Source organism: Bacillus pinisoli, assembly GCF_023036475.1.
Lineage (GTDB): Bacteria > Bacillota > Bacilli > Bacillales > SA4 > Bacillus_BS > Bacillus_BS pinisoli.
Genome location: NZ_JAJQKI010000007.1, coordinates 171,190 through 195,723 on the forward strand (window position 1 = coordinate 171,190; position 24,534 = coordinate 195,723).

Here is a 24,534-nt window from a genome sequence, read left to right on the forward strand (position 1 = left end):
ATATATGTACGAATTAAAAGAAAAAGAGATGTTATTTATCTACACAGGCCCAGATGGATCAGGACGGAAAACACTAGCGAAAATGGTTTCTACAGCGTTTGATATGGAAACTGTCCCCTCATTTACTACACGTGCACCACGCCCCTTTGAAGTCAATGGTAAGGACTATCATTTTATTAAAGAAGAAACGTTCCTCCAAATGAAGCAGCAGGACGAATTCATCGAGAGCGTTAACATTAATGGAACTTATTATGGAATACGTGAAATAGATATAAAAAATATTTTTAGCAAACATAAAGTTGTATACTTCACTGTTAATATTGAAGGAGCTCAACTACTTAAGAATTTATATGGGGACCGTGTTGTTCGATTCTTTATTTCCGCTGATCGTGATACGGTTATTCAACGTCAAAAAGAACGTGGGGATGATGAAGAAGCCATTCAACAGCATATGGCGTACTATGATCAAACAATGGCTTACAAGAGTAAGTGTGAACATGCTTTTGAGAACTATGACTTGCCTCAAGTCTCTTTCCAGATTAGTGAGGTTGTTGAAACCTACTTGGAGAGAAATCTAACTGTAACAGATTATTAATTAAATGCTGTTTTCGTATAAAGATTGGTTCACTTCGGTTTTTTTTGTTTTAAAAGGAAACGAATATTAGAAAAATTAAAAAGAAGAGAGAGCGTTTTTGCTCTCTCTCTTTTAGTTCATTAAAGCGTTTTAAACATAATAATATGTAATTGTTTAAGGCTCTTTTCTGAAACTTTGTAGCTTTTAGTACAATTATTCTGAGTATATAACCAGTTTTAGAAGCAAATCGAGGTAGAATCAGAAAAGAGCAACTCTCTTTATGTATAGAAGGATCTAGATACTATGGTAAAAATCCGGCTTATGGTATTTTTACACAAAGCAACAATCTATACGAAAACAGCCTTGTTGATAAAACGGCACGCTTCAACTGGTGTAGGAAGTGCACCTCCTACATTGCTCTGTTCCTGCCCTAACTGCCCATTATAAATAAGATATTCGTCCTCACGTAAAAGTTCTATGTTTCGTTGGACACTTTTCTTTTGCCACATACCTATGTACATACTTGGAAAGAAGATTACTGGACAATTAGAAGCAAGTATAGTGGCTGATACAATGTCTTGAGAAAATCCTTGCGCTGTCTTAGCTAATGTATTAGCCGATGCAGGTAAAATAACGATAGCATCCGCCCAATGAGTTAGTTCGACATGAGGCATTTTAAATGGTCCCTTTTCTGATAAGTCAACGAATACATGCCCATCAATCGAATGTATAAGTGTACTCGCAGGTATAAACTTCTGAGCAGCATCAGTCATCATAATGTGCATTCTGCAGCCAAAATAACTTTGTATAGTACTAATATAGGGAAAAATATTGGAAACACTAATGGCTCCTGTAAGTCCCAATAATATATTCTTCGGTTTTGACATGTTTGCTCCCCCTTTTCCTTACACTCCAAATATTATCATACTCAATTTGGGTTTACTTTCAAAGTATTCTGTCCTATAATTACCTAAAAAAGGAAGTGGGATGTTTTGGCAATTGTAACAGTGGACTTTGACGGTACTCTTTATCAAGGCAATTCCTTTAAAGCAATGTTTAAAGTGGGAAAAAAAAGATACACGGCTAAACAATGGCTTACCGTTTATAAAGGAGTTGCGAGAGCTCTTGCTTTAGGGCTTATAAAAGGAAAAACAGTCTTTAAGCACGAATTTTTCAAAGCATTTGCTAGAACATTTAAAGATATGGAACGTGAAGAGTTAGAGGCGTTTTTTAATGAGTTAGTGAAAATTGGAAAAAACGAAATTAATGATGAACTCGTAACTAAAATTCGTGAACACAAAAACAATGGGGATACAATTATTGTAATTTCAGGAGCATTAAAACCTTTTTTAAAAGCGTTTGTAAAAGATCAGAAATTAGATGTTCATATAATTAGTACTGAATTACTTTATAATTCATTAGGTCGTTGCTCAGGGGAAATAGGCACAATTATGAACGGAGACATGAAGGTAGAAGGTTTGAAGAAATGGCTTGACCATCAAGAACAGCAATCTAACGAGATTTGGGCCTATGCCGACAGTGAAAGTGATATACCATTATTACAGTATGTCACACATCCTATTGTAGTAAATCCTAAGGAAAACATGGTTAAAATAGCAGAGCAGAATAATTGGGTTATTTTTGCTACATGACAATTACTATCATAATAACCTAACGAAAAGAACAGCAGAGTTGGGTTCTGCTGTTCGTTCTTCTATCTAACGATTGAAAACTAGTAAGTTAATATTCTATAGACTTATGGATATATTTCATAGAAAAGTACATGTTACTACATAAATAACAAATAAATATATATAAAGGAAGTAATTTATGAAGATTCTACTAGAACCTGTATCAAAAAACAATGAGGTTATACTTCAAAATTTGTATTCTCTCTATTTGCATGATCTTTCGGCTTTTACGAATGAACTAAACATTTCTCAAAAGGGTGATTTCGTGTTTGATTCTCATCATCTATTTTGGACCGGACAAGGTGTTGAACCTTATTTTATTAAAGATGGTGATACGTTAATTGGATTTATTACGTTACTTAAACGACCATTCTTGAAGAAGGAATTTGATTTCGCCATAAATGATATCTTTATATTGAATAAATATAGAGGAAAGGGTTATGGAATCCCTGCTCTAAAAGAGGTTTTTAGTAATCATTCAGGTAGCTATTTTGTGATAGAGCTTGCAGTTAATAAAGCAGCTGTACAATTTTGGAAAAAAGTTTATGGCCAGCTATCTATAGAATATAATGAAATAAGTCAAGAAGTAGATAGTGAGAATTGTCTTATCCAAACTTTTAACATTTGATCTTTTATTCGAGAAAAACCAGTATCTTGCTTAGAGCAAAATACTGGTTTTTCTATCTCTTCCTGCACACATATATCATTTGTTTACTGTCCTTATCCAATGGGCTTCCATCCCAATCTTTATAAGCATTTTCGACAACGAACCCATTCTTAAGTAATAGCCTCTCCATTTCTTTTGGAAACACATAGCGCAGTTTTATGTTCGTTTTTAGTTCTCCTATTAGTTCTTTCCGTTCGTTTTTTATTCGTCTAATAGTTGTATTATGTTGAATTTGATGAAGTGAATCATAAGTACTAGTCAGATACACATCAATCACATGCTGTTTTTCGCTATCCGTATAAGTTTTCCAATACTCTTCTTCAGATGAGCAAAATTGTTCTTCTATAGTTGGATACCTTGTTCCAAAAATAAAAGTTCCATCATAATTTAGATGATTGTTTACAGAGGTAAGGAACTGATCCTGTTCTTCATTGGTCATAAAATGCTGAAATGAATTACCAACACAAAAAATTAGATTACTTTTAACATTAAGATTTAATTTTAAGCAATCTTGTTGAATCCATTCAATTTGTAGATCTAGACTTTCTGATTTGTTTTTAGCTTCGTTCAACATCCCACTATGAAGGTCAACTCCAATCATTTGGTAGCCTCCCTTAGCTAAAGGAATGGTTGCTCTGCCAGTCCCGCATGCCAAATCAATGATTTTTCCATTTACTTTAGAAGCATACTCTAATAAAAATTTTACATCTTGCAAGTAACTATTATTTTCTAGATCGTACAGTGTTGGGTTATGATATTCTGCAAAATTCTCTAAATGATTCATAAATGTATCCCTTCAGAATTATTGCTTGTGTATTGTCTTAGTTGACGCTTAATTGTTCTAATTTGACCACGATGACTTATTTCATCTTCCATTACGTGATACCAGATCCAATAATTGTTATAACCCCATGTTTTTTCCTCATATAACCATGTATCGTTCTTTAATTTTAGTTCAGATATAGTTTTCTCTCTTAGATTATTTAAAACAGAAACATAGTATTGTAACGGCTTATTATTAAACATACTCCTTGCCTTTTCTCCAAGCTCTAACGCAATGATCCATTGCTCACGTTCTTTGTCATTAATGTCCCGCGATTCAAATGAAATTCGTTGATATACAAACTCAACGGAAGCAATATGCATTAAAAGGGCACCAATAGGATTTGCAGTTTGGTCAGGTAAAAAGTCTAATTCAGTTATAGTAAGATTTTGCAGTTCACTTAATGTTACTTCCCTTGTATGCTCTAGCATAGAGACTAAGTCTCCAATCTTGCTTGAGAAGCCTTCTTTTTGTCTAATATTATAATCAATCATGAGCTTACCTCCATACCAATATAATCCTAGACTAACAGTTAAATAGAAAAGAAAAAGACTTATACAAATTGGTTAAATATGGTATAATATAGTTTGTTATAATACCTATGTAAGCAAAGCTTATACATAAAAAAAACAGACCACTAATTGGCCTGATTCGTAATTCCCTAGTTTTTATCTACATTACTTAGAAACTTCTTCATTACCTTCTCGAACTCCTCTGGTTCTTCTACATATGGCAAATGCGCACTTTCTTCAAAAACGTGAAATTCACTACCGGGTGTAATTGAATTAAAAAATTTAGTTGAAGTTGGTGTAGCTTCATCGTAACGACCACATGTGAATAGAGTTGGTATCGTAATTGTTTCTAATTGTGATGTACAGTCAAAGTCTTTTAAATTACCAGTTACATAAAATTCTGAAGGTCCCCACATCGTATGATAGACTTCAGGATTTTGATATTGTTTCCCTTCTTTTAAAAATAGAGGTACAGGGTCTAATCTTAATACGAAATGCTGATTAAATATTTTCGTTGCCTCTTTGTATTCTTCAGAATCTGTTGCTCCATTGTCTTCACATCTTTTTAGTATCACTTGTACATCTTCCGGGAGTAACTCTCTGTTGCGTTCTTGATCTCTCGCCCATCTTGGAGCACTTAAGCATGGACTAGAAAAAATAATACTCTTCACTCCATTAGGATTAGTAAAGTAATAGGCAGCCGCTAATGTTGTTCCCCATGAATGACCGAGGATATGAAACTCTTTGAGAGCAAGGGTTTCTACGACTTGTCGTAATTCCTCCACAAACCGTTCAATTTTCCATAATGAAGCATCATTTGGACGTTCAGATTTACCGCACCCTAGTTGATCATAGAAAATAACTGGACGTTCTTCAGAAAGTGTGCGTAACCCTTGCATGGAATAATGAGAAGATCCAGGACCACCATGTAAAACTATTACTGGTGTGTTTTCTGATTTGTGGTTATGAATTTGATACCATACCTTACCACCTATTACATCTATAAATCCCTCTACTTCACTCATAAACTATTTCTCCTTTAGTTGTATATATGGTAGGAAGAAAAAATACCTCTTGCTTTACCTTGTATAAATTTACAATCTTTTACTACGTAAGACCGTAATAAAGCCATCTAGGATATCATGACTCTTTGTAAACCCTTTACTTAAATAGAAATTTAAGGCCGCATCATTTCCATTTGATACATAAATAAAATAATCTTCGACCTCTTCATATTGCTTTAGCCAATCCATGGACATGTTAAATAACTTTGACCCAATCCCGTAATTTCTGTATTCTTCTTTAATATAGAATTGAGACAAGCAGCCAACATGGGTTCCTTCAACTGAATTTAGATCAAAAAAAGTAGCAAAGGGGCTTGAATATACTTCTTTAGGTGATATGTTGGAATAAACATAAGCTACTGGCTTATCTTCATCCTTGACAATTACAATATAATTATGAGTAGCATTTTGAACAGAAGGAATCATCCTTGTTTCAAAGTTCATGTTATCAAACAAGTTGGGGGTTATGTATGCTCTTGATTTTTGAAAAGACATTAATTCATTGCATAAATCCTTACAGTATTCAATCTGGCTCTCACCAATTACTTCGAATGTTAATTTCAATACAATTCCCTTCTCTCTCATTTTATTAAATAGTGATAAGTGCTTATGATAATTATAACGTATATTTTTAATATTCGAAAATTAAGTAAATAGAAAAAACACCCGTTATGCCATTTTAGAGACATAATAGGTGCTCAGTTTCTTATCTGAAATTCATCTCATTCGGGTGTTTTCCACGACGTCTATTTTTATTAAGATTATCTATTTGTGCCATTTCATCACCAGATAATTCAAAATCAAACACATTAAAGTTTTCTTCAATTCTTGATGGTGTAACCGACTTTGGTATAACAATCGTGTTATTTTGTATATGCCAACGAAGAATGACTTGTGCAGGAGATTTTTTATGAGCATTGGCCATTAGTTTTATCTCTTCATTTTGTAAAACTTCTCCACCTTGTTCTAGTGGACTCCAAGCTTCAACAAAAATATTATGACTTGCACAATATTCTTTTAGTTCTTTCTGCGAAAGGTAAGGATGACATTCGATTTGGTTTAATACTGGAACTACTTCACACTCTTTAAGCAGACGTTCTAAATGCTCTATTTCAAAATTACAAACTCCAATAGCTTTAACTTTTCCATCATGATAAAGTTTTTCTAATGCCTTATATGTATCTACATATTCATCAAACTGCGGAGTTGGCCAATGCACCAAATAAAGGTCCACATAGTCAAGTCCTAATCTTTCTAGACTTTCGTCAAAAGCACGTAATGTATTTTCGTACCCTTGATCACTATTCCATACTTTCGTGGTAATAAATAAGTCTTCACGTGGCACAGAAGAATTCTTAATAGCTTCTCCGACACCTTTTTCATTTTTATAAATCATTGCTGTATCAATGGATCTGTAGCCCACTTCAATCGCTTTAGCAACCGCTGTAGTCGCTTCTTCATCTGTAACTTGCCAAACTCCAAATCCAAGCTGAGGCATTTTGACTCCATTGTTTAAAGTTACAAAGTTCATTTATTTTTTCCCCTTTACGATTGATTTGATTTATACATCTATGTTAGATAAGAAAATCCATATTTATACCCGCTAACTTTATGGTATTCTACTAGTTTACTACAATCTACAGTGTTATATTTTGTATTTTGCCATTTATTTCGTCAAACGAAATTCTTATATAATAAGAAGTTAGCACGTTTGAAAACAAAACGTCAAGCTTGAAGAACACATAGTTGCCTTCTTCTTACATTTTCAAAGTGAAATGGGAATACTAGGAGTAGTAGGAGGAATGCTTATGAAGAACTTAATTATGTGCATGTTTCTAATAACTACAACGATCCAACACCAAGAATATGATGATCTAGAATTAACATATAAAAGTGTGCCCATTGCAACCATCAACCACGATGCCTTTACTTCTTCACTGACAGACGTACCAATTATAAAGGAGTCAATGGTAGCCGAACTCCTTGATAAACTTGAACAACAAATTAATACTGAACCTATTAGTGCCTATATAAATGATCAAAATGAAATTGTCTCAGGTGTAGTTGGCATCATGGTAGACCGAGATAGACTTACAAATGAGTTATATTCCTATTTTATTAATCATCATTCATCGACACTTGAAGTTCCAACCATGACAGTTTATCCAAGAGTGAGTAGTGAGCTATTAGCTGACCTCCACGTAAAGCTAATAGGTAGTTACGTCACCTATTATAATCAAAGTAAATCCGAACGATCTCATAATATCTATCTCGCCACTGAGGCTATTAATAACCAAGTTGTTTTTCAGGGTGAAGTGTTTTCGTTTAACCAATCTGTTGGAAAGAGGACCGTTGAAAAAGGTTATCTATCTGCCCCTATTATCATAAAAGGTGAATTATACGACGGTGTTGGTGGTGGAATTTGTCAAGTATCTTCAACCCTCTATAACGCGGTTGACCGCGTAGGGGTTAAAATTATGGAACGGTATTCCCACAGTCGTCGAGTTCCTTATGTACCTCCAGGAAGAGATGCAACCGTCAGTTGGTATGGACCGGACTTTACCTTTAAGAATAACTTGAATCAACCGATTTTAATTCGTGCAAAAGCGCAGCGAGGTCAGGTCAATATTCGTATTTACTCCTCTGAAGTGGTTAATGTAAAAAAATGACCATCGCTGTGTTCTAGTAACCCTTTACTAAATCAACCTTATTATCTAATACTTCTTCTTTTTCTATTTTGTTTAAAGTATCAAAAAAACACGAAACTGCCTCATCTATCTCTGTTACTGCAGATATATGGGGAGTAATAATCACTTCAGGCCTACTCCAAAGTTTTGAATGCTCAGAAAGTGGCTCAACATTCACGACATCAAGTACAGCGTGTCGTACATTTCCGTTATCTAAAGCGTTAATAAGGGCTGATTCATTAACAGTTAAACCTCTCCCTACATTTAAAAAAACAGTATCATGTAAATCACAAAAAAATGCACTGTTAAAGAAATTATTTGTTTCTATAGTGAGTGGTAGTGTACTGATAATATAGTTCGCCTTTTCCTTAATAGTATGAGATTGTGATAGATCGACAACTTTTTTGAAATATGGTTTGTCATTCCCACTTCTGGACACACCAAATACAGTAGCTCCAAAGAAAGTAAATGTTTTAGCTAATTCTAGTCCTATCTCACCTGTACCATAGATGACAACCGTTTGATCCTTTACCATTTTAGGTGTTTTCGGCTGCCATTTCTTCTCCCTTTGTTTTTCCTGAAATTCTTGATGGTATTGTAAATCTTTTAACACATAACTGAGACAATACTCACTTATTCTTTTTCCAAACGTACAGATGGTTCTTGTAAGAAGTATATCTTGATCCAACCATCCACTTATTTCTAAGAAATTATTTACACCTGCATTAAAAGAGTGAACCCATTTTAACGTTGAAATATTCATGCCGGAACAAGGTTTAGAGCCAACATATACATCAGCCCAATTTAGGTCTTCTTCATTAATATCTTCAAGTTTTTTAAATAAGAAATGATAGGGGTATTGATTTGCACCTTGTCTATTAAATTCTTCTTCATATCTACCTGCTATAAGGATATTTTTTATGTCCATAGTAAATCCCTCTCCTATAATTAAAGAAATACAGACAATAGCTGATGAATAGTGCAATCAGAGAAAATATAATTCCAATTACGGAATAAATAAGTAAAAATGCATTAATCTCTGTAAAAATTTGTACAATTGATCTAGTAGAAACGTCTATAATTATACCAACAAGTTTAATAATAAAATAAAAGATAAAAAGTGCAAACACTCCACGAAGTGAACCTTTTAAATCCTGTTTGCTTAGAGCAATATGTGAACTGATACAAATACCTATAAATGTATAGATCCAGAATAGCGGGTTTAATAAATTCTCAATGGTAAAAAGAACCTTTAGTAATTGAGATACTACACTCCCCACTGTTAACAACCCTTCTACACTAAAATAATTAAAAGACTCTATCTGTTGAACATAGAAAATAAACGAGCCATAAGAATTTGGAATCAATACATACATCCCAAGTATAAGAGTTCCAATTCCACTAAGGACTGGACCAATTCCTATAAAGAAGTTGCCAATTTGCTGATACAAGCTATTACGATTATATTGATGTTCAACGAATCCCAAGACTGCATTTGGTTCATTAATCATTAAAAGTTTGACACAAGTTACACGATGTCCCCAAAGCAAGCATTGTATTAGATGTCCAATCTCATGAATGGGTGTACCTATCCATGCAGTGATAAGGATTCCTCTTCTTCCAAAAGCACGAAATAAATACGTGTGAATATATTTTTCAATGAACGCAATAAGAAATCCAACAGCAATAATTACACCCAAAAAGTAAAATAATTCGAAAATACTATCTAGTACTAAATAAAAGATGTTGGGTATCAACATTTCCTTCCTTTCTAGCTATTGAACTATTTCTACATTATAACAATAGTAACTCCACTTAAAGTCAATGTCATTTTTCATCCATTCTTACGTTCATCCTACTGACATTTTTCTAAAATTTTGTTGCTTTTTAGCCTACTTTATCTGTTGTTAAGCTTTCTCTAACGCATTTGGGATTTTTACGATTGTAACATTTATTAGAAGATCCAATATAAAAGAAGTAGTCTTCTGACTATCTGTTATAGCCAGTACTACTTCTTTTTAAAATGTTTTATTAAAAACTTTTTGTATGGTAAGTACAGTTTTACTTAATCTTTAGATAATTGTTTTATAGTGCTTTGTCATCAATAGAATCAAGGTAAACTTCTATTTCATCAATTACAGATTTAACGCATCCGTCTTCAAACGGTGAGTTTAAGTTAGCTTCTTTTACAAGTTCAGTAAAGGATTTGCTTCCTCCCTGTTTACACAAATGTAAATAATCCTGCCAAGCATTCTCAGGGTTTTCTTGATTTCTCTTCCAGAATTGAAGTGCGCAAATTTGTGCAAGTGTATAATCAATATAGTAGAATGGCACTCTGTAGATATGGCCCTGCTGCTGCCAAAAACCACCGTCTTCTAAGAAGTCATTGCCTTCATAATTAAGATGTGGTAAATACTTCTTCTCAATTTCTCGCCAAGCTTGCTTACGCTCTTGTGGAGTAATTTCCGGGTTTGCATACACAAAATGTTGAAATTCATCAACTGCTACTCCATAAGGAATAAATAATACGGCCTCACTTAAATGTGAGAACTTATACTTCTCTGTATCTTCCTTAAAGAAAAGCTCCATCCATGGCCAAGCAAAAAATTCCATACTCATGGAGTGAATTTCACAGGCTTCTAAGGTTGGGAACCCATACTCAGGAACTTGGAAGCCACGGCTTTCATATACTTGGAAAGCATGTCCTACTTCATGTTTTAAAACACGAACATCCCCATTTGTTCCATTAAAATTAGCAAAGATATATGGTGATTGATACTTACTAATATAAGTACAGTATCCACCTCCCGCCTTACCAGACTTACTCAATAAATCCATTAAGTTGTTATCTAACATAAAAGTATAAAAATCATTTGTTTCTGGAGACATTTCTTCATACATTTTCTTTGCTTGCTCAACAATCCACTCGGCATCACCTTTTGGATCAGGGTTACCTGTCTTAAAGCTAAAACTATTATCATAGTATCTAAATGTATCTACACCTATACGCTCTTTTTGCTTTTGCTTTAATTTGGAGGCAAGGGGAACAATGTATTCTTTTACTTGGTCACGAAATTTAGCTACCATCTCAGCATTATAATCTGTGCGACTTAGACGAGCATATGCTAACTCAGTAAATGAGGAAAACCCTAGTTTCTTGGCAATTCTTGTTCTTACTTTTACAAGTTGATCATATAGTTCATCTAATTTTTTAGCATTCTCGACAAAAAACTGATATTTTGCTTCGTTAGATTCTTTTCGAACCGTACGATTTTCTGATTGTTGATATGGAACGAGCTGAGAAAGATTTTTCTCTTCTCCATCAAATTGAATTTTAGCTGCCGCAAGTAAAGAAACATAATCACTAGTTAATTTATTTTCTTCTTGAAGGTCCTTTAACACCTCAGGTGAAAATGTCTTCAGCTCACTATCAGCTAATAAGAATAGTTGCTTCCCCCACTTCTCTTCTAATTGAGGGCGAAAATTTGATTCTGTCAGTGCTTTATAATATTGGGTAATTAACCCTTTATAAGCTGGACCAACTTCATTAAAGAAGTCCTTCTCTACTTTATAAAATTCGTCAACAGTATTAATTGTATGACGAATTTGAACTAGTGTACTCATAGAATCGAATTCTGAACGCAATTCATTTATTTCAGACATTACTGTATCTTGAACCTCGAAGGATTCTGCAGCTTTAAATTTCTCTAGTAAAGAAGTGAAACTTGCTTCTATTTTTTCTAAGTCTGGTCTACTGTAATGATAGTCGTTAAACTGCATGATAAATCTCCTTTTTCTCCATTTTTAAATTTTCTCTCTACTAAATTAGACAAATATTTCGAAAACTCCTTCTTTTTTACAGAAGTAATTTCGTTCAACGAAATATAACAAAAAGCGCAAGCGCCCCGGTTAGCCCCGACAAGCAAATGTTCCTTTGACAAAGAAAAGGTGTGTTTTCCTTTTATTTGTCAAAGGGTTATTTGACCTCGAGGGGCTGGGTGCTGGAGCTAGATTGAAATATACAAGTCAAAGTTATCCACAAGTGATTTAGTTTATAATTTCCTAACCATAAAATTTTACTATAGTTCACAATAATTTTAAGTTTATCTTGGTCTATTTCTCACTATTATTAAATATTTTATATCAAGGTACAGATTGCTCTGTAGCAGAACTTAAAAGAAAAAGGTGAGAATCTATGTTTAATGTTCATTTTTTTGAGAATAGGAATCTATTATTAAATCAAGCTCGTAAGCTTATACCAGCTGAGGGTGAAGCATTAACGATTAAGGGAAGAAAAGGTAAGGTGACTAGTGTCACAAAAGTTGATGATACAAAAATTTATGTAGAAGTTAGTCTAGACCCAATTCTAAAGAACAAACAAATGGAAATTGATTCCAAGAAGAAGAAACGTTAATAGGAAGATAAAATAAGAAGAACTGATCTATAGTGATCAGTTCTTCTTATTTTAATATTGATTGTATCATCTAGTTCATTACTCTCTAGTATTCTTCTACATTATAAAGGCCTAGAATGACTATAGCAAAAGGGTAAAAAGTAAAAGTAGAGATTATTTGATATATCGCTTACTTACAAAGCCGTATGATTTACCAAATTGGATTTTATACCAATCACCAGAAGTTGAAACAATTGTTACCTTTTGGTTTCTTTTTAGAGCTCCTACGCGCTTTCCTTTTGTTGAAGCCGATGATCGAACAACTAGACTAGAAGCCGTTACAGTACCCGTTCGATATTTTTTAATATGAACATTTGTTTTCGCCGAATATTGATTGTTAGCTCCATCTACTGCTTGGACAATCACCGTATACGTTCCATTTCCTAATTTAGAGAAACTCCAATTTCTATTTTGTATTCCCCTAGTAATTGCTTGATTCGACTGAATGGTAGCTACTACTTTTCCTTTTGTGTCCATTACTTTCGAGGTAACTTTCACCTCTTTATTTACATAATAAGAGATTGTTGCATGATTTGTATTGTAGTTCGTCGTAACCGATAGCTTCAAAATTTCGGGTTTTATCACTGGAACAGGTGGAGCAACTGGTTTTATTGGTTCAACCGGTTGAGCCGTAGGTGGATTCACCTTTTCCTGTTCTGGTGGAGGAGATTGGTCCACTGGCTGGTTTACGACGGGCTGTGACATAGACTCTCGATTGGCAAGAACATAATTTTTAACTTTAACTGTACCGGGATAATAAAAAGCTAAAATAGATTGATAGGTTTGACCTGCATCGGCTCTATTTTTAGCCCCCCATTGACTCATACCTACTCCATGACCATTTCCATATCCTGAAATGGTAATGAATTCATCTGTTTCTAATTGATTGGAGATAAGATAGCTTGGCATGACACTTAAACCAACAATAGATCGAATGGTAGATGCTGTTTTATTTGTGAGAACGAGTCGTTGTAATTCTAAATTTCCTTCGGCATTAAATTTATCTTTTACAAAAAATTCAATCGTTATATCTCCCCTTGAAACTCTCCCCCCAGAACGAACCGTATGAAGAGATAATTTAGGGATTGCTATAATTTTAAGTTCTTTCCCAGGATAACCATTTTGGTTTAACCATTTTTTTATAGAGGTGGATATAGTGGGATTCTCTTCGCTTATTTGTCCCCACCACTCAATTTGATTCAGATTAAGATTTGTTGTATTTATTTGTTGTTTCCTTATAGATAGACTCCAAGGTGATTTAGAATCAAATGGATCTTCTTGAATTGGAAGATAAGAAAGTGGAGCATTTCCCCATGCATTGCTATTTGATTCGCTCATTCCTCCATTAGAAGCAGAGTAGACCGCTGCAGTACCAATCGGGACGTTATTAAAAGTTAATATTTCTCCTATTGTCTCATCAACAGCAGCACTAGAATTGTTATACCAGTAGTAACCTCCATAAACCTGATAGCTAATGGTATCATTTATAACCTTATTAACGCTGTTCATGGCATACGTTCGTGCAGCAACAGCTTGTACTTTTAGTGCTTCACGCGGCCAACTATTATACATTTCATGGGGTACAACACCCTTTAAATAATCCTCGATAAACAAAGTATTAATGGGACGGACATACCCATTTTCTATAATAAATCGAAACGATCCATGATAGGATCTATTATTTATTAGAAGGTTATTTGAATACTGCACTGGATTAAGCGAAATCTCAGTAGATTCGTAGATTTTATTTACTCCTTCCATTATTGCCATCTTCCCATGTTCAATTCGTAGTACGTATGGTGTTCCACTTTCTAATTTGAGCCCATTAGATGAATCAATTACATAATCACCTATTGTTTTTACTGAAATTTGTGTTTGGTTACCAAGATAATTTACTAATTTAACTTGAACTGTTGGCTCCGTTGAAAGAGTAGATGCTGTTGTTAGAATTTCTGATAAGCTACTAAAAAAAATTAGGAAAACTAAAAAAATAGAAATTACTCTTTTCATCGCTTCATCCACCCTGCTAGTTTCATATACTTAGAGGTATTTTACTTTAGAAAACGCGACAGAGCAATCTCTATTTTTCTACCAAAATGGTATTTATTTGTTTAATGTTCGCAGATAAGCGTTTTAAATTATTTTTGAAAATTTAAAAGCCAACTTATACCAAATTTATCTGTTATATTTGCATGTAAAGCTCCCCAAAATGTTTCTTTCAGTTCTATTAAAATTTGACCGTCTGTGATAAGTTTTTGATATACAGACTTTATTTCCTCTTCACTGTCACATTCAAGACTTATTCTGATCTGATTTCCTTTTTGGACAGGAGCAAATAGGTCAGAAAAATGAATAATACTATTTCCTAAGTGCAGTTCAGCATGAAGTACTTTCCCCTCATGACCTTTAAACATTTCCATTTCATCTGCCAATTGAATATTTTTTATTTCACCACCTAAGATATACTGATAATATTCCAATGCAGCTTGACAATCTTCAATAAAAACATATGGATTTGCGCTTTTCATTGTATATGGTTCCTTTCACCAAATATAAACATTATTATACATAATTCTTGCCAGATATTAATTAATTTATTTCAGAATAATAAACATCATATAGGCGAATTCCCTAGTTTTTCATAAATTATGATAGTTGCCCAACCGAGACACACTGATCACTCATAAGGTAAAGTAAGTAACACATTAGGAGGTGTTCAAATGAGTGCTGTAACAGGATATAGTACTGGATTCTCGCTGATTGTTGTGTTATTTATCCTACTAATCATAGTAGGCTCCGCTTACGTTAGTTACTAACTAAACTAGTCTAGTTGACACAAAATTGAGAAATTTCTACTACTATTAAGGAGGAGTTTTCATGTTTGGTACTGGATTTGGTTGTGGAAGTTATGGTTATGGATATACTGCACCCGTTGGAGGTACAGGATTCGGAGGAGGTAGTTCCTTTACGTTAATAGTAATTCTATTTATTCTTCTAATTATTGTCGGCGCAGCATGGGCTTAATAATATATTAAATAGAAAACGCCAGTAAATAAATCCTGGCGTTTTCTATTTTACATAGGCTCTGTTACACAAGATTCCTTGGTTCCGTTGCACTACCATTATAAAAATTGTATATACAAATAAGTTTTTACAATAGTTGTATAATTTTAATATGAAAACAAACACTAATATAATGCAATTACACCTCTATATTCTATAAGAAGAGTTGATCAGATGAGCATTATATTAGCCCTATTAGCAGCTTTATTTGCTTCTTTTCAGGCCATTCTTGCAAAGCTCGGCATTGAAGAAGTGGATTCAAATCTTGCCACTGCAGTTCGTACGATTGTTGTTTTAATTATGGCGTTTCTAATGGTGGTCATAACGGGTCAAACGTCAGAGATATTCCAGATTGAATTGTATCCATTACTGTTTTTAATCCTTTCTGGTATTACAACAGGATTATCCTGGTTATGTTTCTTTAAGGCAATACAAATCGGTGATGTATCCAAAGTTGTCCCTATTGATAAGTCAAGTGTAGTACTCACCATTTTATTATCTTTTGTTATTTTACAAGAACCTGCTACACCTCTTGTTGTTGCAGGAGGTATCTTGATTTCAATCGGTACATTTGTCTTAATAGGAAAGATAAAGAAAACCAAAAATAAAGAAATTAAAAATAATTACCTCCTACTTGCTGTACTTTCAGCAGTTTTTGCATCAATTACCAATATATTAGCCAAGATTGGTATTAATGAAGTGGATTCAAATGTTGCCACGTTTATCCGAACCGTAATCATTATTATATTTGCATGGGGAATAGTTTATTTTCAGAAAACTTATTCGCAGCTAAGAAATATTTCTAAACGTTCTTACATATTTCTTATCTTATCGGGAGCAGCAACTGGCTTTTCCTGGTTATGTTACTTCGGTGCACTTGCAATTGGAAAAGTTAGTGTCGTAACACCAATTGATAAATTTAGTGTTGTGATTACGATGGTATTAAGCGTTATTATCTTAAAGGAAAAACCAACACTTTCTACTGTTGTTGGAGGAGTCATCATCACAATAGGAACAGCATTATTAATTATTTAACAACAATAAAAGTGATGACTCTTTGTCATCACTTTTTTTGTTCTTTTAAGTATGCTCTCTCAATAATGGAAGCGTACAGCATCTAAATGACCCGCCCGATTTAATAATTTCGGTAATATCGACTTCTAGTACTTCATACCCTCTATTCCTCAACTCTTCATTTACTTTTTTATTAACAGGTACACTAAATATTTTTTTATTTCCTATTCCCAAGACATTCGTACCGAGTGTAAATTGTTCCTCTTCATTAACCTCTATTAGCTCATAGTGTGACCTGAGCATTTCAACTTTCTCAGAAGTAAATGCAGGAGAGTATATTAGGGCAGTATCTGGTGAAATAATGTTAAACACGCAATCTAAATGGAGGTATTTTTTTTGAAATTCTAAAGCTATCACTTTATGGTCGGTTAATATACTCTGTAAATGATCAGCAGCCTTTTTATTTGTTCGATCACTTATTCCAACGAAGACTTTATCTCGATCAACGAATACATCTCCACCTTCAATTAAGTCTTCCATTAAATTAAAATATGAGATTTCCTCGTCATCTAACCATTGCTTTAATACATTGTCTTCACCTTTTCTTAACTCTGCAGCCATATGTGCAACAAATACCGTTTGACCGATTGTTACTCCAATATCTCTAGTAAACACTTGTTCAGGATATTTTTTATGATATGGTAATAAAATTACTTCTACACCGTTATCACGTAGTGCTTGGACAAATTCATTATGTTGTCTTAGTGCAGTTTCTATATGTATACCTTCAACTTCATATTTTCTCTGTGTCTCATTTATTACATCTCGAATGGCCATATATTGTGGCTGACATAAAACAACCTGTTTTAGCACATCGTATTCCGTATTACAAAATGTTTTCGTTAACATCTCTGAATTCTTATCCATACTTACACTCCTAATGAATGAATTAATCTGTATGTTTTCCTAATTACCATCAAAATATTTATTTAAGGATAAGGGAATATAACGTCATAATTACAATTAGCGCTGTTATCCATGGTTTTTGATTTTGTTAAAGAACGTTCGCTTTTAAAATAATATAAGGATAATCATTCTTCAACACCTTTACATAAGATATAAGATCTTATTATGAGGTGATGAAGATGAATAGATGGATGAAGGGAATTATTTTATTTTATCTATCACTTTTGTTTTTTGGGAGCTTTATTGCAGTGGGAATGCTTTGGACAGGATATCTTGAAAGGATCTTGCCCTTTATTTCACAGATTGAGATTTTTTTATATTTCTTTTTTGCCGGAGCAATCGGTGGTTCTTTAAGGCACCTTTACATGTTTTGTTCCCATTATATGCGGGGTGAACTAACCAATTATAAAGAATGGGTAATGTATATCTTCTACCCCATTTTTGCAACAGGTACGGCTGTCATATCGGTAACATTAATTGAAAGTGGCATCCTATTTATTGAATTTACTCAACATCAAGATGCACCTTATGCGCAGATATGCCTTGCATTCTTTGTAGGTTTTGGATTTAATCGATTTGTGGATAAGTTAAATCGTGTGTCCAAACAAATGTTTAGCGATGATAAGAACAGTCGTTCTGTTCAACAGGATTAGTTTAAAAAGCAACAAATTTGTTCTAGAAAAAAATATAGTGTAGAGAATTTACCTCTACACCTAAATTACTAATCATTTAATACTTTATCCAACATTGCTTTCGTTTTAGGTTCAGAAATTCCATCGTTCACCAATTCTGAAAATTGTTAGTTTCACTTTTGAAACGTAGGAAGAACAAAAATTGTTTCAAAAAAAGGGAATTATTTTATTATATATATTATTAAAAAGTACGTTTTAAAAATTCTCTTGTTCTCGCTTCTTTTGGATGATTAAAGATTTGATCAGGTGTCCCTTCTTCAGCAATGACACCTTTTTCCATAAATACAATTCGGTCAGATACTTCCTTAGCAAATTCCATTTCATGCGTAACAATCATCATTGTTAAGCCTGAGTGAGCAAGTTCTTTCATTACTTTTAATACTTCTCCTACCATCTCAGGGTCAAGAGCTGAAGTAGGTTCATCGAAAAGCAATACATCGGGTTCCATTGATAATGCTCTTGCAATCGCAACTCTCTGTTTTTGTCCACCTGATAGCTGACTTGGCTTCGCATTAACGTATTGATCCATACCAACAACCTTGAGATATTTTAATGCAATCTGCTCGGCTTCTTCTTTCGTTCTCTTTAACACTTTAACTTGTCCAACAACGCAGTTCTGCAGAACATTGTAGTTGTTAAACAGATTAAACTGTTGAAAAACCATTCCTAAATGTTTTCTATATGCATTAACATCGTGTTTTTCTTCCAGAATATTTTCACCATTATAGATAATTTGACCCCCACTTGGTTTTTCAAGCAGGTTTACACAACGAAGTAATGTTGACTTTCCTGAACCGGAAGATCCAATAATGGTAACAACTTCTCCTTTTCTAACTGAGAAGTCAATATCTTTTAATACTTCGTGTGTACCAAAAGATTTACTTAAATGTCTAATTTCAATTATGTTTTCCACGTACCTTCCCTCCTAAAGATTGGTACTTGTTTCTTTATTTGTAACCTTTACTGAGTTCCCTACCATCTGATAGTTAGCTGGTCCATCTAGTCTTCGCTCTATATAGCGTAGAATTATAGTTGATGTCAGTGTTAAGAATAAGTAAATTAATGAAGCAATAAAGAAAGACTCAAAATATTTAAAGTTATTACCTGCGATTGATTTTGTTTGGAAATATAATTCTGTGACGGAAATGACGTTTAACACAGAAGTGTCTTTAATATTGATAATAAACTGATTACCTGTAGCCGGAATAATGTTTCTAATTACTTGTGGTAATATAACATTCGTCATGGTTTGGAAATGATTCATACCGATTGCTTGTGCCGCTTCATACTGACCTTTGTCAATAGAGACAATACCTCCACGAACAAATTCAGCCATGTAAGCACCAGTGTTTATAGAAACAATTAAAATGGCTGCAAAAATACGATCCATATCTAAACCAAATGCTAAAGCAGTACCATAAAAAATAACCATTGCTTGGACAATCATTGGAGTACCACGGAAGATTTCAATATATACACCTAAGATAGCATTTACTATTTTTAGGACTGTTCTCTTCATACCACGTTCAGGAAGAGGTATTGTACGGATTATTCCGATTAGTAATCCAATTATTGCCCCTAAACCAGTACCTATTATTGCAATTAATAATGTTATTCCTGCTCCTCGAAGGAACATTGGCCAGTTTTCTACTAGGATTTTTAATACCCATTCAAAACTCATAATTCCCCTCCTACAAATTGGAAACCGACTACAAAGTTGCAGCCGGATTCATTTTTAGGTTTTTTCTGATTAATGTTTTAGTTTTAAGCTTTACCTCATGATTTAGATAGAAAATAACCTTAATTATTGTGCTGCAGGTTGGTTCTTAATCGCAGCATCCATGATATTTTTACGATCTTCTTCTGAAATTCCTGCTAAAATTTCATTGATTTTTTCTGTATATTCGCTTCCTTTTTCTAAACCAACAGCAATTGCTGTATCGTCTTCGGATGTTTCAAATCCTTCAGTAAACTCAACCATCACGAAGTTTTCATTAGCCGCAGAAGCACTCACTCCTTCTGGACGTTCAGACACATATCCGTCAATAACACCAGATTCAAGAGCAACTCTCATAGCTGGAAAATTATCCATCGCAGTTTGCTTCTCTACACCTTTAATTTGATCAATAACTGTATAGTGGAAAGTGTTTAATTGAGCAGTTATTTTAGCTCCACTGAAATCCTGGATAGATGTTGCTGCCTCATATTGACTGCCTTTTTTTACAATCATTACTAAGTCAGATTTATAATAGTTATCTGAGAAGTCAATAACTTCTTTGCGCTCTGCAGTTGGTGACATACCCGCAATAATTGCATCAATTTTGCCAGAAGAAAGTGATGGAACAAGTCCGTCCCATTCCGTCTTTACAATTACTAGTTCTTTACCTAAACCTTCCGCAATTTTTTTTGCGATGTCAACATCATAACCGCCTGCATATTCAGCACTACCTTCAATCTTTACTCCACCGTTAGAATCATCGTTTTGTGTCCAGTTGAATGGAGCATAACCTGCTTCCAGACCAACCTTAAATGTGTTGTCTTCTTCCGAAGAAGATCCTCCATTACTAGAAGTTCCACATCCTGTTGCTAGAATCATAGCTGCAAGAACCGTGACAAATAAAAAAGCTGATTTTTTTCTCATTTTTTTCTTACTCCCCTCTTTTATTGTTGCATCTTATTACATACATGCAAAAAGACGACCTGAGTGAACTCAGGTCGCCTATACATAGTAGCCCGTAATTCCTCTCTTTTCTCAGATGAGATAGCACAACTCAGATAAACAAGGACGTTTCCTGAGACAGTCCTGCAGTTATTAACTACAGACCCAGCAACTAGAAAATGAGGTTCTCTAATTACTTCGGCAGCACTTCCTTCTCCCTAACATCCTCGCCCCTCAAAGCTCCGTTAAAGACTGTTAAGTACCGCACCTCTACCTCACAAGTAAAGTGAGGTCTTAGTATTCAATTAAAATAACATTCTCTATATTACAAGCTTGGACAAAAACTGTCAAATCCAAAATCTCTCAATGTAACAGTAACTCCCTAATATCCTCTTCTGTTAACGCTAGAGGAGTGACATCACTTGGTTGAATAACTTCATCTATTAGACTTCTTTTCTTTTCTTGCAATTGATTAATTTTTTCCTCTATTGTTCCTTTGGAAATCAGTTTTATTACGTGTACATCTTTCATTTGTCCTATTCGATAAGCACGATCTGCTGCTTGTTCCTCTACTGCCGGATTCCACCAGATATCATACATGATGACAGTATCAGCACCAGTAAGATTTAGACCAGTCCCTCCAGCTTTTAAGGAAATAAGAAAGAAATCCCGATTCCCGTCATTAAATTGGTTACAAAATTCAATTCTCTCCTGTGCAGGAGTTTGTCCATCAAGATAAAAGAATGATAATCCTTGTTTAGATATTTCACTACCAATTAGGTGAAGCATACTTGTAAATTGAGAAAAGATTAACACTCTTCGACCAGAACGTTTTGCGTCATTAATTAATCGCATTAATTGTTCAAACTTTGCAGAACTACCTTTATATCCATTAACAAATAATCCTGGATGGCAACAAATTTGTCGTAATCGAGTAATGCCAGCGAGAATCTTTATACGATTTTTACGTATGGTCTCTTTATCCAAATGTTTTAATGTATCATGGCGTAGTTTTGCTAGATAAGCTGCATATAACTTTTTCTGTTCTGGCAATAAGTCTACGATTTCCAATAACTCTCTTTTATCTGGAAGCTCCGTGACTACATCCTGTTTTAATCTTCTAAGCATAAATGGACGAACTCGTCTTGAAATCTTAGTATTTGTTAATTGACTGAAGTCTTTAAGTCCTCTAAACAAAGAAGGAAAAACCACGTGGAAAATTGACCAAAGCTCCTCTAAAGAGTTTTCAACAGGTGTTCCTGTTAAAGCAAATTTATGGTTTGCCTGTATCTTTTTTACTGCTCTTGCTGTTTGTGTCAGCGGATTTTTAAAGTACTGAGCCTCATCAAAGATGACACAATGAAACATTTGTTTCTCAAACCAATCGATATCCCTTCTTAGTAATGGATAAGAAGTAATAACCACATCATTGTTTAGAACATCTGTTTGTAAGGATTTTCTTTCTTTTTTATCACCATCAAGTACGAGAACTTCCAACTCAGGGGCAAACTTCATACATTCATGAACCCAGTTATACATAACAGAAGATGGGCAAACAATTAATACAGGCTGTTTCTGTAACCGAATTTCAGAGAGCTCGGATAAAATATATGTTATTGTTTGTAGCGTTTTTCCAAGGCCCATATCATCTGCAAGTATGCCACCAAATCCATAGCTAGCCAGTAACTTCATCCACTTATATCCCGCTTTTTGATAATCTCTTAATACTTGTTCTACTCTAGTAGGGACTATAAATTCTATATCCTTTGGATTGCGAATTTGATTTAAGAACTGTTTAAATGACTCTTCTAGCATGAAGATGGGGTTTATTTCTAGTGAATCTAAATACTCCATTGCTTCTACAATTGGAATGCTTAAGGTATTTTCAAGTTCGTTTGCTCTTATAGGATATCCTTTTAAGAATTGCTGAACTTCTTGAAATTCTTTTGTTTCAAGTGATAATAACGAGCCATCCTTCATTCGGTAATATTTTCTTTTTTCTTCAAGTGCCGTTAGTACTTGTTTAATTTCTAAGTCTGCAATACCATTTAGCTCAAATTTAAACTCAAGCCAATTTACCCTCTCTTTTCTCAATTTCACTCTAATTTGAGGTTTTACTTTATCTCGAACAACTCGGTTGCGTACTGCAGTCGTTGCATATACTTGAACGAGTTTTTGCAATTTTGGTAATATATAATACAAAAATTCATATTCAAGTTCTTCATTATGCAAATAGTATCCGCCTTCAGTTCTGTTAAACATCCCCTCATCCATTAGGTTAAGAATTTCTGACTCTCCTTCAACATCTCTTAGTATTAATGATTCTACTTTATTGTTCTTATCGTCTAACGGATTAATTGATATATTTTCATAGTGAAATTCTAAACCCGCAAGTAGGCGGTCCTTTACTCTGTCTAAAAACAACTTTGCAACTAAGGGAGTTTTTACCATCTTTGTAGAAAGACTTGACGCTAGATCTACACTTCCTAGTTTTCTTAATCCAGGTACTACTTTTTCTATAAAAAACCCTATTTGGTTACGTGGTATAGGGATCTCTTTTGTTTCCGATTGATGAAACAATCTATTTAATTCACTAAGCCTCTTAAAATCTTCCTCTTCAAGTGTAACTAGTTTCCTATTAAAATAAACTAAACGATAGGTTTCTATAACTATAATTTGGTTAAATTGTTCTAACTTTAATTGATAACCTTTAGTATCCGTCTCATATAACTTAAAATGCAAGGGAAGGATATCCTTTGACAAAACAAATTTACTGATTTCATTATTATATTGAAGTTGTATATTGGATGCTTCTACTAATAAGGGAAAAATAGTAATCCAATTACTCGAACTAATAAAAATTATGTTTCTAGTTTCTTGAGCATCGCTATCCATTACTACATAATAAAGCTGCTTAATTATTTCATCATGTTCTTTTTGAAAGTATTGTTTACTTGGTTGATAAGAATAGGTCGGCGATAACTTCATAGTTAACCCTTTGTTTACATGTTCTAGAAAATAAGGGATGTCCTGAACCTCTATCCCATCCAAACTTATCTTAAGTCCAAACAAATATTGTTCGTTATTGCCCTTTACAAGCTGACATATGATTGATAAATTGATTTTCTCTCTGTTTTCAAAGTGGATTTGCTTACCACTAGTTTGTAATGACTTTTCTTGAAAAATAGTTAGAAGCTCTTTTGTTATGTCGCTCTCAGCAGAATTAGCTTGTTCTGATTTCGTTTTACCATTTAGCTGGTATTCGTACAAATATAGTAGCACAGCAGCAATGTGCTGACAGTCTTTCTGAAAGGAAAGAAGCTTCGGACAAGTACAATCAGTTAGGATTGCACCATTATTTTCTTGTACTACTTTTACATAAAAATCCTCATGCCCCTTTATGATTGCTTCGCATGAATGATCGTCCATCTTTTCTATCATTACTTTATTAGTACGAAAAAAAGTTTCTCCCTTTTTGAAGGAGACAGTACCACACATATCTTTTATTTGTTTATAACTAAGTTTACTATTCATCTGGCACCCTCCTTCAATTCATTCATCCATTTTAACATAACACGTCCATAAAGGCTCTTTAGTATTAGAAGCGAGGTTTATTAGAAAAATTAGTTTAAAAAGATTTAGAAAAGAGACAAAAAAAGATGAAATCAA

At 33.9% G+C, this 24,534-nt stretch carries 25 protein-coding genes and 1 riboswitch; of the genes, 9 read left to right on the forward strand and 16 right to left on the reverse strand.

Annotation, left to right across the window (positions count from 1 at the left end):
- Positions 1–4: 4 nt before the first annotated feature.
- Entirely contained in the window at positions 5–595 is a 591-nt protein-coding gene (locus LT143_RS12175; RefSeq protein ID WP_246943344.1) for a guanylate kinase, read from the forward strand.
- A gap of 326 nt (positions 596–921) precedes the next feature.
- Here the strand turns inward: LT143_RS12175 and LT143_RS12180 are convergent, their stop codons facing one another.
- The gene (locus tag LT143_RS12180) at positions 922–1,461 is read right to left on the reverse strand and encodes a flavoprotein (RefSeq protein ID WP_246943345.1); all 540 of its coding nucleotides are present in this window, start codon (positions 1,459–1,461) and stop codon (positions 922–924) included.
- 105 nt (positions 1,462–1,566) lie between these two features.
- Between LT143_RS12180 and LT143_RS12185 the strand changes: the two genes are divergently transcribed.
- Entirely contained in the window at positions 1,567–2,226 is a 660-nt protein-coding gene (locus LT143_RS12185) for an HAD family hydrolase (RefSeq protein WP_246943346.1), read from the forward strand.
- A gap of 178 nt (positions 2,227–2,404) precedes the next feature.
- A complete protein-coding gene (locus tag LT143_RS12190; RefSeq protein ID WP_246943347.1) occupies positions 2,405–2,893 on the forward strand; it encodes a GNAT family N-acetyltransferase in 489 nt (162 codons plus the stop codon).
- Between the two features lie 52 nt (positions 2,894–2,945).
- Here LT143_RS12190 and LT143_RS12195 read toward each other — a convergent pair whose 3' ends face one another.
- The 5 genes from LT143_RS12195 to LT143_RS12215 form a co-directional block, all read right to left on the reverse strand.
- Positions 2,946–3,716 carry a class I SAM-dependent methyltransferase gene (locus LT143_RS12195; protein ID WP_246943348.1) on the reverse strand — a complete coding sequence of 257 codons (771 nt, stop codon included), beginning with the start codon at positions 3,714–3,716 and terminating at the stop codon, positions 2,946–2,948.
- Positions 3,713–4,249, reverse strand: a complete 537-nt coding sequence (locus LT143_RS12200; protein ID WP_246943349.1) for a DinB family protein — start codon at positions 4,247–4,249, stop codon at positions 3,713–3,715. Before LT143_RS12200 ends, LT143_RS12195 begins: the two co-directional genes overlap by 4 nt.
- Positions 4,250–4,416: 167 nt before the next feature.
- The gene (locus tag LT143_RS12205; RefSeq protein WP_246943350.1) at positions 4,417–5,292 is read right to left on the reverse strand and encodes a proline iminopeptidase-family hydrolase; all 876 of its coding nucleotides are present in this window, start codon (positions 5,290–5,292) and stop codon (positions 4,417–4,419) included.
- Between the two features lie 69 nt (positions 5,293–5,361).
- The gene (locus LT143_RS12210; protein ID WP_246943351.1) at positions 5,362–5,895 is read right to left on the reverse strand and encodes a GNAT family N-acetyltransferase; all 534 of its coding nucleotides are present in this window, start codon (positions 5,893–5,895) and stop codon (positions 5,362–5,364) included.
- Positions 5,896–6,037: 142 nt separating this feature from the next.
- Positions 6,038–6,862, reverse strand: a complete 825-nt coding sequence (locus LT143_RS12215) for an aldo/keto reductase (protein WP_246943352.1) — start codon at positions 6,860–6,862, stop codon at positions 6,038–6,040.
- A gap of 277 nt (positions 6,863–7,139) precedes the next feature.
- Here LT143_RS12215 and LT143_RS12220 point away from each other — a divergent pair, with 277 nt between their 5' ends.
- Positions 7,140–8,000, forward strand: coding sequence for a VanW family protein (locus tag LT143_RS12220; RefSeq protein ID WP_246943353.1), 861 nt, complete (start codon positions 7,140–7,142; stop codon positions 7,998–8,000).
- 13 nt (positions 8,001–8,013) lie between these two features.
- Here the strand turns inward: LT143_RS12220 and LT143_RS12225 are convergent, their stop codons facing one another.
- The 3 genes from LT143_RS12225 to LT143_RS12235 all read right to left on the reverse strand — a co-directional run bounded on the left by LT143_RS12225 (position 8,014) and on the right by LT143_RS12235 (position 11,798).
- Positions 8,014–8,946, reverse strand: a complete 933-nt coding sequence (locus LT143_RS12225) for a D-2-hydroxyacid dehydrogenase (protein ID WP_246943354.1) — start codon at positions 8,944–8,946, stop codon at positions 8,014–8,016.
- Positions 8,915–9,775 (reverse strand): hypothetical protein, encoded by an 861-nt coding sequence (locus tag LT143_RS12230; protein ID WP_246943355.1) that lies wholly within the window; start codon positions 9,773–9,775, stop codon positions 8,915–8,917. The genes LT143_RS12225 and LT143_RS12230 overlap by 32 nt, the downstream gene beginning before the upstream one ends.
- A gap of 328 nt (positions 9,776–10,103) precedes the next feature.
- Positions 10,104–11,798: a M3 family oligoendopeptidase gene (locus tag LT143_RS12235; protein ID WP_246943356.1), complete on the reverse strand. Its 1,695-nt coding sequence runs from the start codon at positions 11,796–11,798 to the stop codon at positions 10,104–10,106.
- A 415-nt stretch (positions 11,799–12,213) separates the two neighbouring features.
- Between LT143_RS12235 and LT143_RS12240 the strand changes: the two genes are divergently transcribed.
- Positions 12,214–12,432, forward strand: coding sequence for a hypothetical protein (locus LT143_RS12240; protein WP_246943358.1), 219 nt, complete (start codon positions 12,214–12,216; stop codon positions 12,430–12,432).
- 153 nt (positions 12,433–12,585) lie between these two features.
- On the opposite strand, the gene LT143_RS12245 is transcribed toward LT143_RS12240, so the two are convergent.
- Together LT143_RS12245 and LT143_RS12250 are read right to left on the reverse strand one after the other, a co-directional pair.
- On the reverse strand, positions 12,586–14,481 hold the full coding sequence (locus tag LT143_RS12245; RefSeq protein WP_246943360.1) for a SpoIID/LytB domain-containing protein: 1,896 nt from the start codon (positions 14,479–14,481) through the stop codon (positions 12,586–12,588).
- A gap of 128 nt (positions 14,482–14,609) precedes the next feature.
- Positions 14,610–14,999: a VOC family protein gene (locus LT143_RS12250; protein ID WP_246943362.1), complete on the reverse strand. Its 390-nt coding sequence runs from the start codon at positions 14,997–14,999 to the stop codon at positions 14,610–14,612.
- 192 nt (positions 15,000–15,191) lie between these two features.
- On the opposite strand from LT143_RS12250, the gene LT143_RS12255 reads away from it, so the two are divergent.
- The 3 genes from LT143_RS12255 to LT143_RS12265 all read left to right on the forward strand — a co-directional run bounded on the left by LT143_RS12255 (position 15,192) and on the right by LT143_RS12265 (position 16,569).
- Complete coding sequence (locus LT143_RS12255) at positions 15,192–15,287, forward strand: YjcZ family sporulation protein (protein WP_246943364.1); 96 nt, start codon at positions 15,192–15,194, stop codon at positions 15,285–15,287.
- A gap of 61 nt (positions 15,288–15,348) precedes the next feature.
- Complete coding sequence (locus LT143_RS12260) at positions 15,349–15,495, forward strand: YjcZ family sporulation protein (protein ID WP_246943366.1); 147 nt, start codon at positions 15,349–15,351, stop codon at positions 15,493–15,495.
- 213 nt (positions 15,496–15,708) lie between these two features.
- A complete protein-coding gene (locus tag LT143_RS12265) occupies positions 15,709–16,569 on the forward strand; it encodes an EamA family transporter (protein WP_246943368.1) in 861 nt (286 codons plus the stop codon).
- A 45-nt stretch (positions 16,570–16,614) separates the two neighbouring features.
- On the opposite strand, the gene LT143_RS12270 is transcribed toward LT143_RS12265, so the two are convergent.
- The gene (locus LT143_RS12270; protein ID WP_246943370.1) at positions 16,615–17,475 is read right to left on the reverse strand and encodes a dimethylarginine dimethylaminohydrolase family protein; all 861 of its coding nucleotides are present in this window, start codon (positions 17,473–17,475) and stop codon (positions 16,615–16,617) included.
- 218 nt (positions 17,476–17,693) lie between these two features.
- Here LT143_RS12270 and LT143_RS12275 point away from each other — a divergent pair, with 218 nt between their 5' ends.
- Positions 17,694–18,167 (forward strand): hypothetical protein, encoded by a 474-nt coding sequence (locus LT143_RS12275; RefSeq protein WP_246943371.1) that lies wholly within the window; start codon positions 17,694–17,696, stop codon positions 18,165–18,167.
- A 220-nt stretch (positions 18,168–18,387) separates the two neighbouring features.
- On the opposite strand, the gene LT143_RS12280 is transcribed toward LT143_RS12275, so the two are convergent.
- The 4 genes from LT143_RS12280 to LT143_RS12295 form a co-directional block, all read right to left on the reverse strand.
- Positions 18,388–19,119: an amino acid ABC transporter ATP-binding protein gene (locus tag LT143_RS12280; RefSeq protein ID WP_336296607.1), complete on the reverse strand. Its 732-nt coding sequence runs from the start codon at positions 19,117–19,119 to the stop codon at positions 18,388–18,390.
- Between the two features lie 12 nt (positions 19,120–19,131).
- A complete protein-coding gene (locus tag LT143_RS12285; RefSeq protein ID WP_246943372.1) occupies positions 19,132–19,887 on the reverse strand; it encodes an amino acid ABC transporter permease in 756 nt (251 codons plus the stop codon).
- A gap of 123 nt (positions 19,888–20,010) precedes the next feature.
- Positions 20,011–20,847 carry a transporter substrate-binding domain-containing protein gene (locus LT143_RS12290; RefSeq protein WP_246943373.1) on the reverse strand — a complete coding sequence of 279 codons (837 nt, stop codon included), beginning with the start codon at positions 20,845–20,847 and terminating at the stop codon, positions 20,011–20,013.
- A 113-nt stretch (positions 20,848–20,960) separates the two neighbouring features.
- Positions 20,961–21,146, reverse strand: a riboswitch (Lysine riboswitch).
- An 82-nt stretch (positions 21,147–21,228) separates the two neighbouring features.
- Positions 21,229–24,399: a DEAD/DEAH box helicase gene (locus LT143_RS12295; protein ID WP_246943374.1), complete on the reverse strand. Its 3,171-nt coding sequence runs from the start codon at positions 24,397–24,399 to the stop codon at positions 21,229–21,231.
- Positions 24,400–24,534 lie beyond the last annotated feature (135 nt).

Bases quoted from the DNA above. Each gene is read 5' to 3' on its own strand.
- LT143_RS12235 (WP_246943356.1), bottom strand. From the start codon at position 11,798: ATGCAGTTTAACGACTATCATTACAGTAGACCAGACTTAGAAAAAATA.
- LT143_RS12295 (WP_246943374.1), bottom strand. From the start codon at position 24,399: ATGAATAGTAAACTTAGTTATAAACAAATAAAAGATATGTGTGGTACT.
- LT143_RS12285 (WP_246943372.1), bottom strand. From the start codon at position 19,887: ATGAGTTTTGAATGGGTATTAAAAATCCTAGTAGAAAACTGGCCAATG.
- LT143_RS12260 (WP_246943366.1), top strand. From the start codon at position 15,349: ATGTTTGGTACTGGATTTGGTTGTGGAAGTTATGGTTATGGATATACT.
- LT143_RS12215 (WP_246943352.1), bottom strand. From the start codon at position 6,862: ATGAACTTTGTAACTTTAAACAATGGAGTCAAAATGCCTCAGCTTGGA.
- LT143_RS12175 (WP_246943344.1), top strand. From the start codon at position 5: ATGTACGAATTAAAAGAAAAAGAGATGTTATTTATCTACACAGGCCCA.
- LT143_RS12190 (WP_246943347.1), top strand. From the start codon at position 2,405: ATGAAGATTCTACTAGAACCTGTATCAAAAAACAATGAGGTTATACTT.
- LT143_RS12205 (WP_246943350.1), bottom strand. From the start codon at position 5,292: ATGAGTGAAGTAGAGGGATTTATAGATGTAATAGGTGGTAAGGTATGG.
- LT143_RS12195 (WP_246943348.1), bottom strand. From the start codon at position 3,716: ATGAATCATTTAGAGAATTTTGCAGAATATCATAACCCAACACTGTAC.
- LT143_RS12220 (WP_246943353.1), top strand. From the start codon at position 7,140: ATGAAGAACTTAATTATGTGCATGTTTCTAATAACTACAACGATCCAA.
- LT143_RS12275 (WP_246943371.1), top strand. From the start codon at position 17,694: ATGAATAGATGGATGAAGGGAATTATTTTATTTTATCTATCACTTTTG.
- LT143_RS12245 (WP_246943360.1), bottom strand. From the start codon at position 14,481: ATGAAAAGAGTAATTTCTATTTTTTTAGTTTTCCTAATTTTTTTTAGT.
- LT143_RS12265 (WP_246943368.1), top strand. From the start codon at position 15,709: ATGAGCATTATATTAGCCCTATTAGCAGCTTTATTTGCTTCTTTTCAG.
- LT143_RS12200 (WP_246943349.1), bottom strand. From the start codon at position 4,249: ATGATTGATTATAATATTAGACAAAAAGAAGGCTTCTCAAGCAAGATT.
- LT143_RS12225 (WP_246943354.1), bottom strand. From the start codon at position 8,946: ATGGACATAAAAAATATCCTTATAGCAGGTAGATATGAAGAAGAATTT.
- LT143_RS12250 (WP_246943362.1), bottom strand. From the start codon at position 14,999: ATGAAAAGCGCAAATCCATATGTTTTTATTGAAGATTGTCAAGCTGCA.
- LT143_RS12255 (WP_246943364.1), top strand. From the start codon at position 15,192: ATGAGTGCTGTAACAGGATATAGTACTGGATTCTCGCTGATTGTTGTG.
- LT143_RS12180 (WP_246943345.1), bottom strand. From the start codon at position 1,461: ATGTCAAAACCGAAGAATATATTATTGGGACTTACAGGAGCCATTAGT.
- LT143_RS12240 (WP_246943358.1), top strand. From the start codon at position 12,214: ATGTTTAATGTTCATTTTTTTGAGAATAGGAATCTATTATTAAATCAA.
- LT143_RS12270 (WP_246943370.1), bottom strand. From the start codon at position 17,475: ATGGATAAGAATTCAGAGATGTTAACGAAAACATTTTGTAATACGGAA.
- LT143_RS12290 (WP_246943373.1), bottom strand. From the start codon at position 20,847: ATGAGAAAAAAATCAGCTTTTTTATTTGTCACGGTTCTTGCAGCTATG.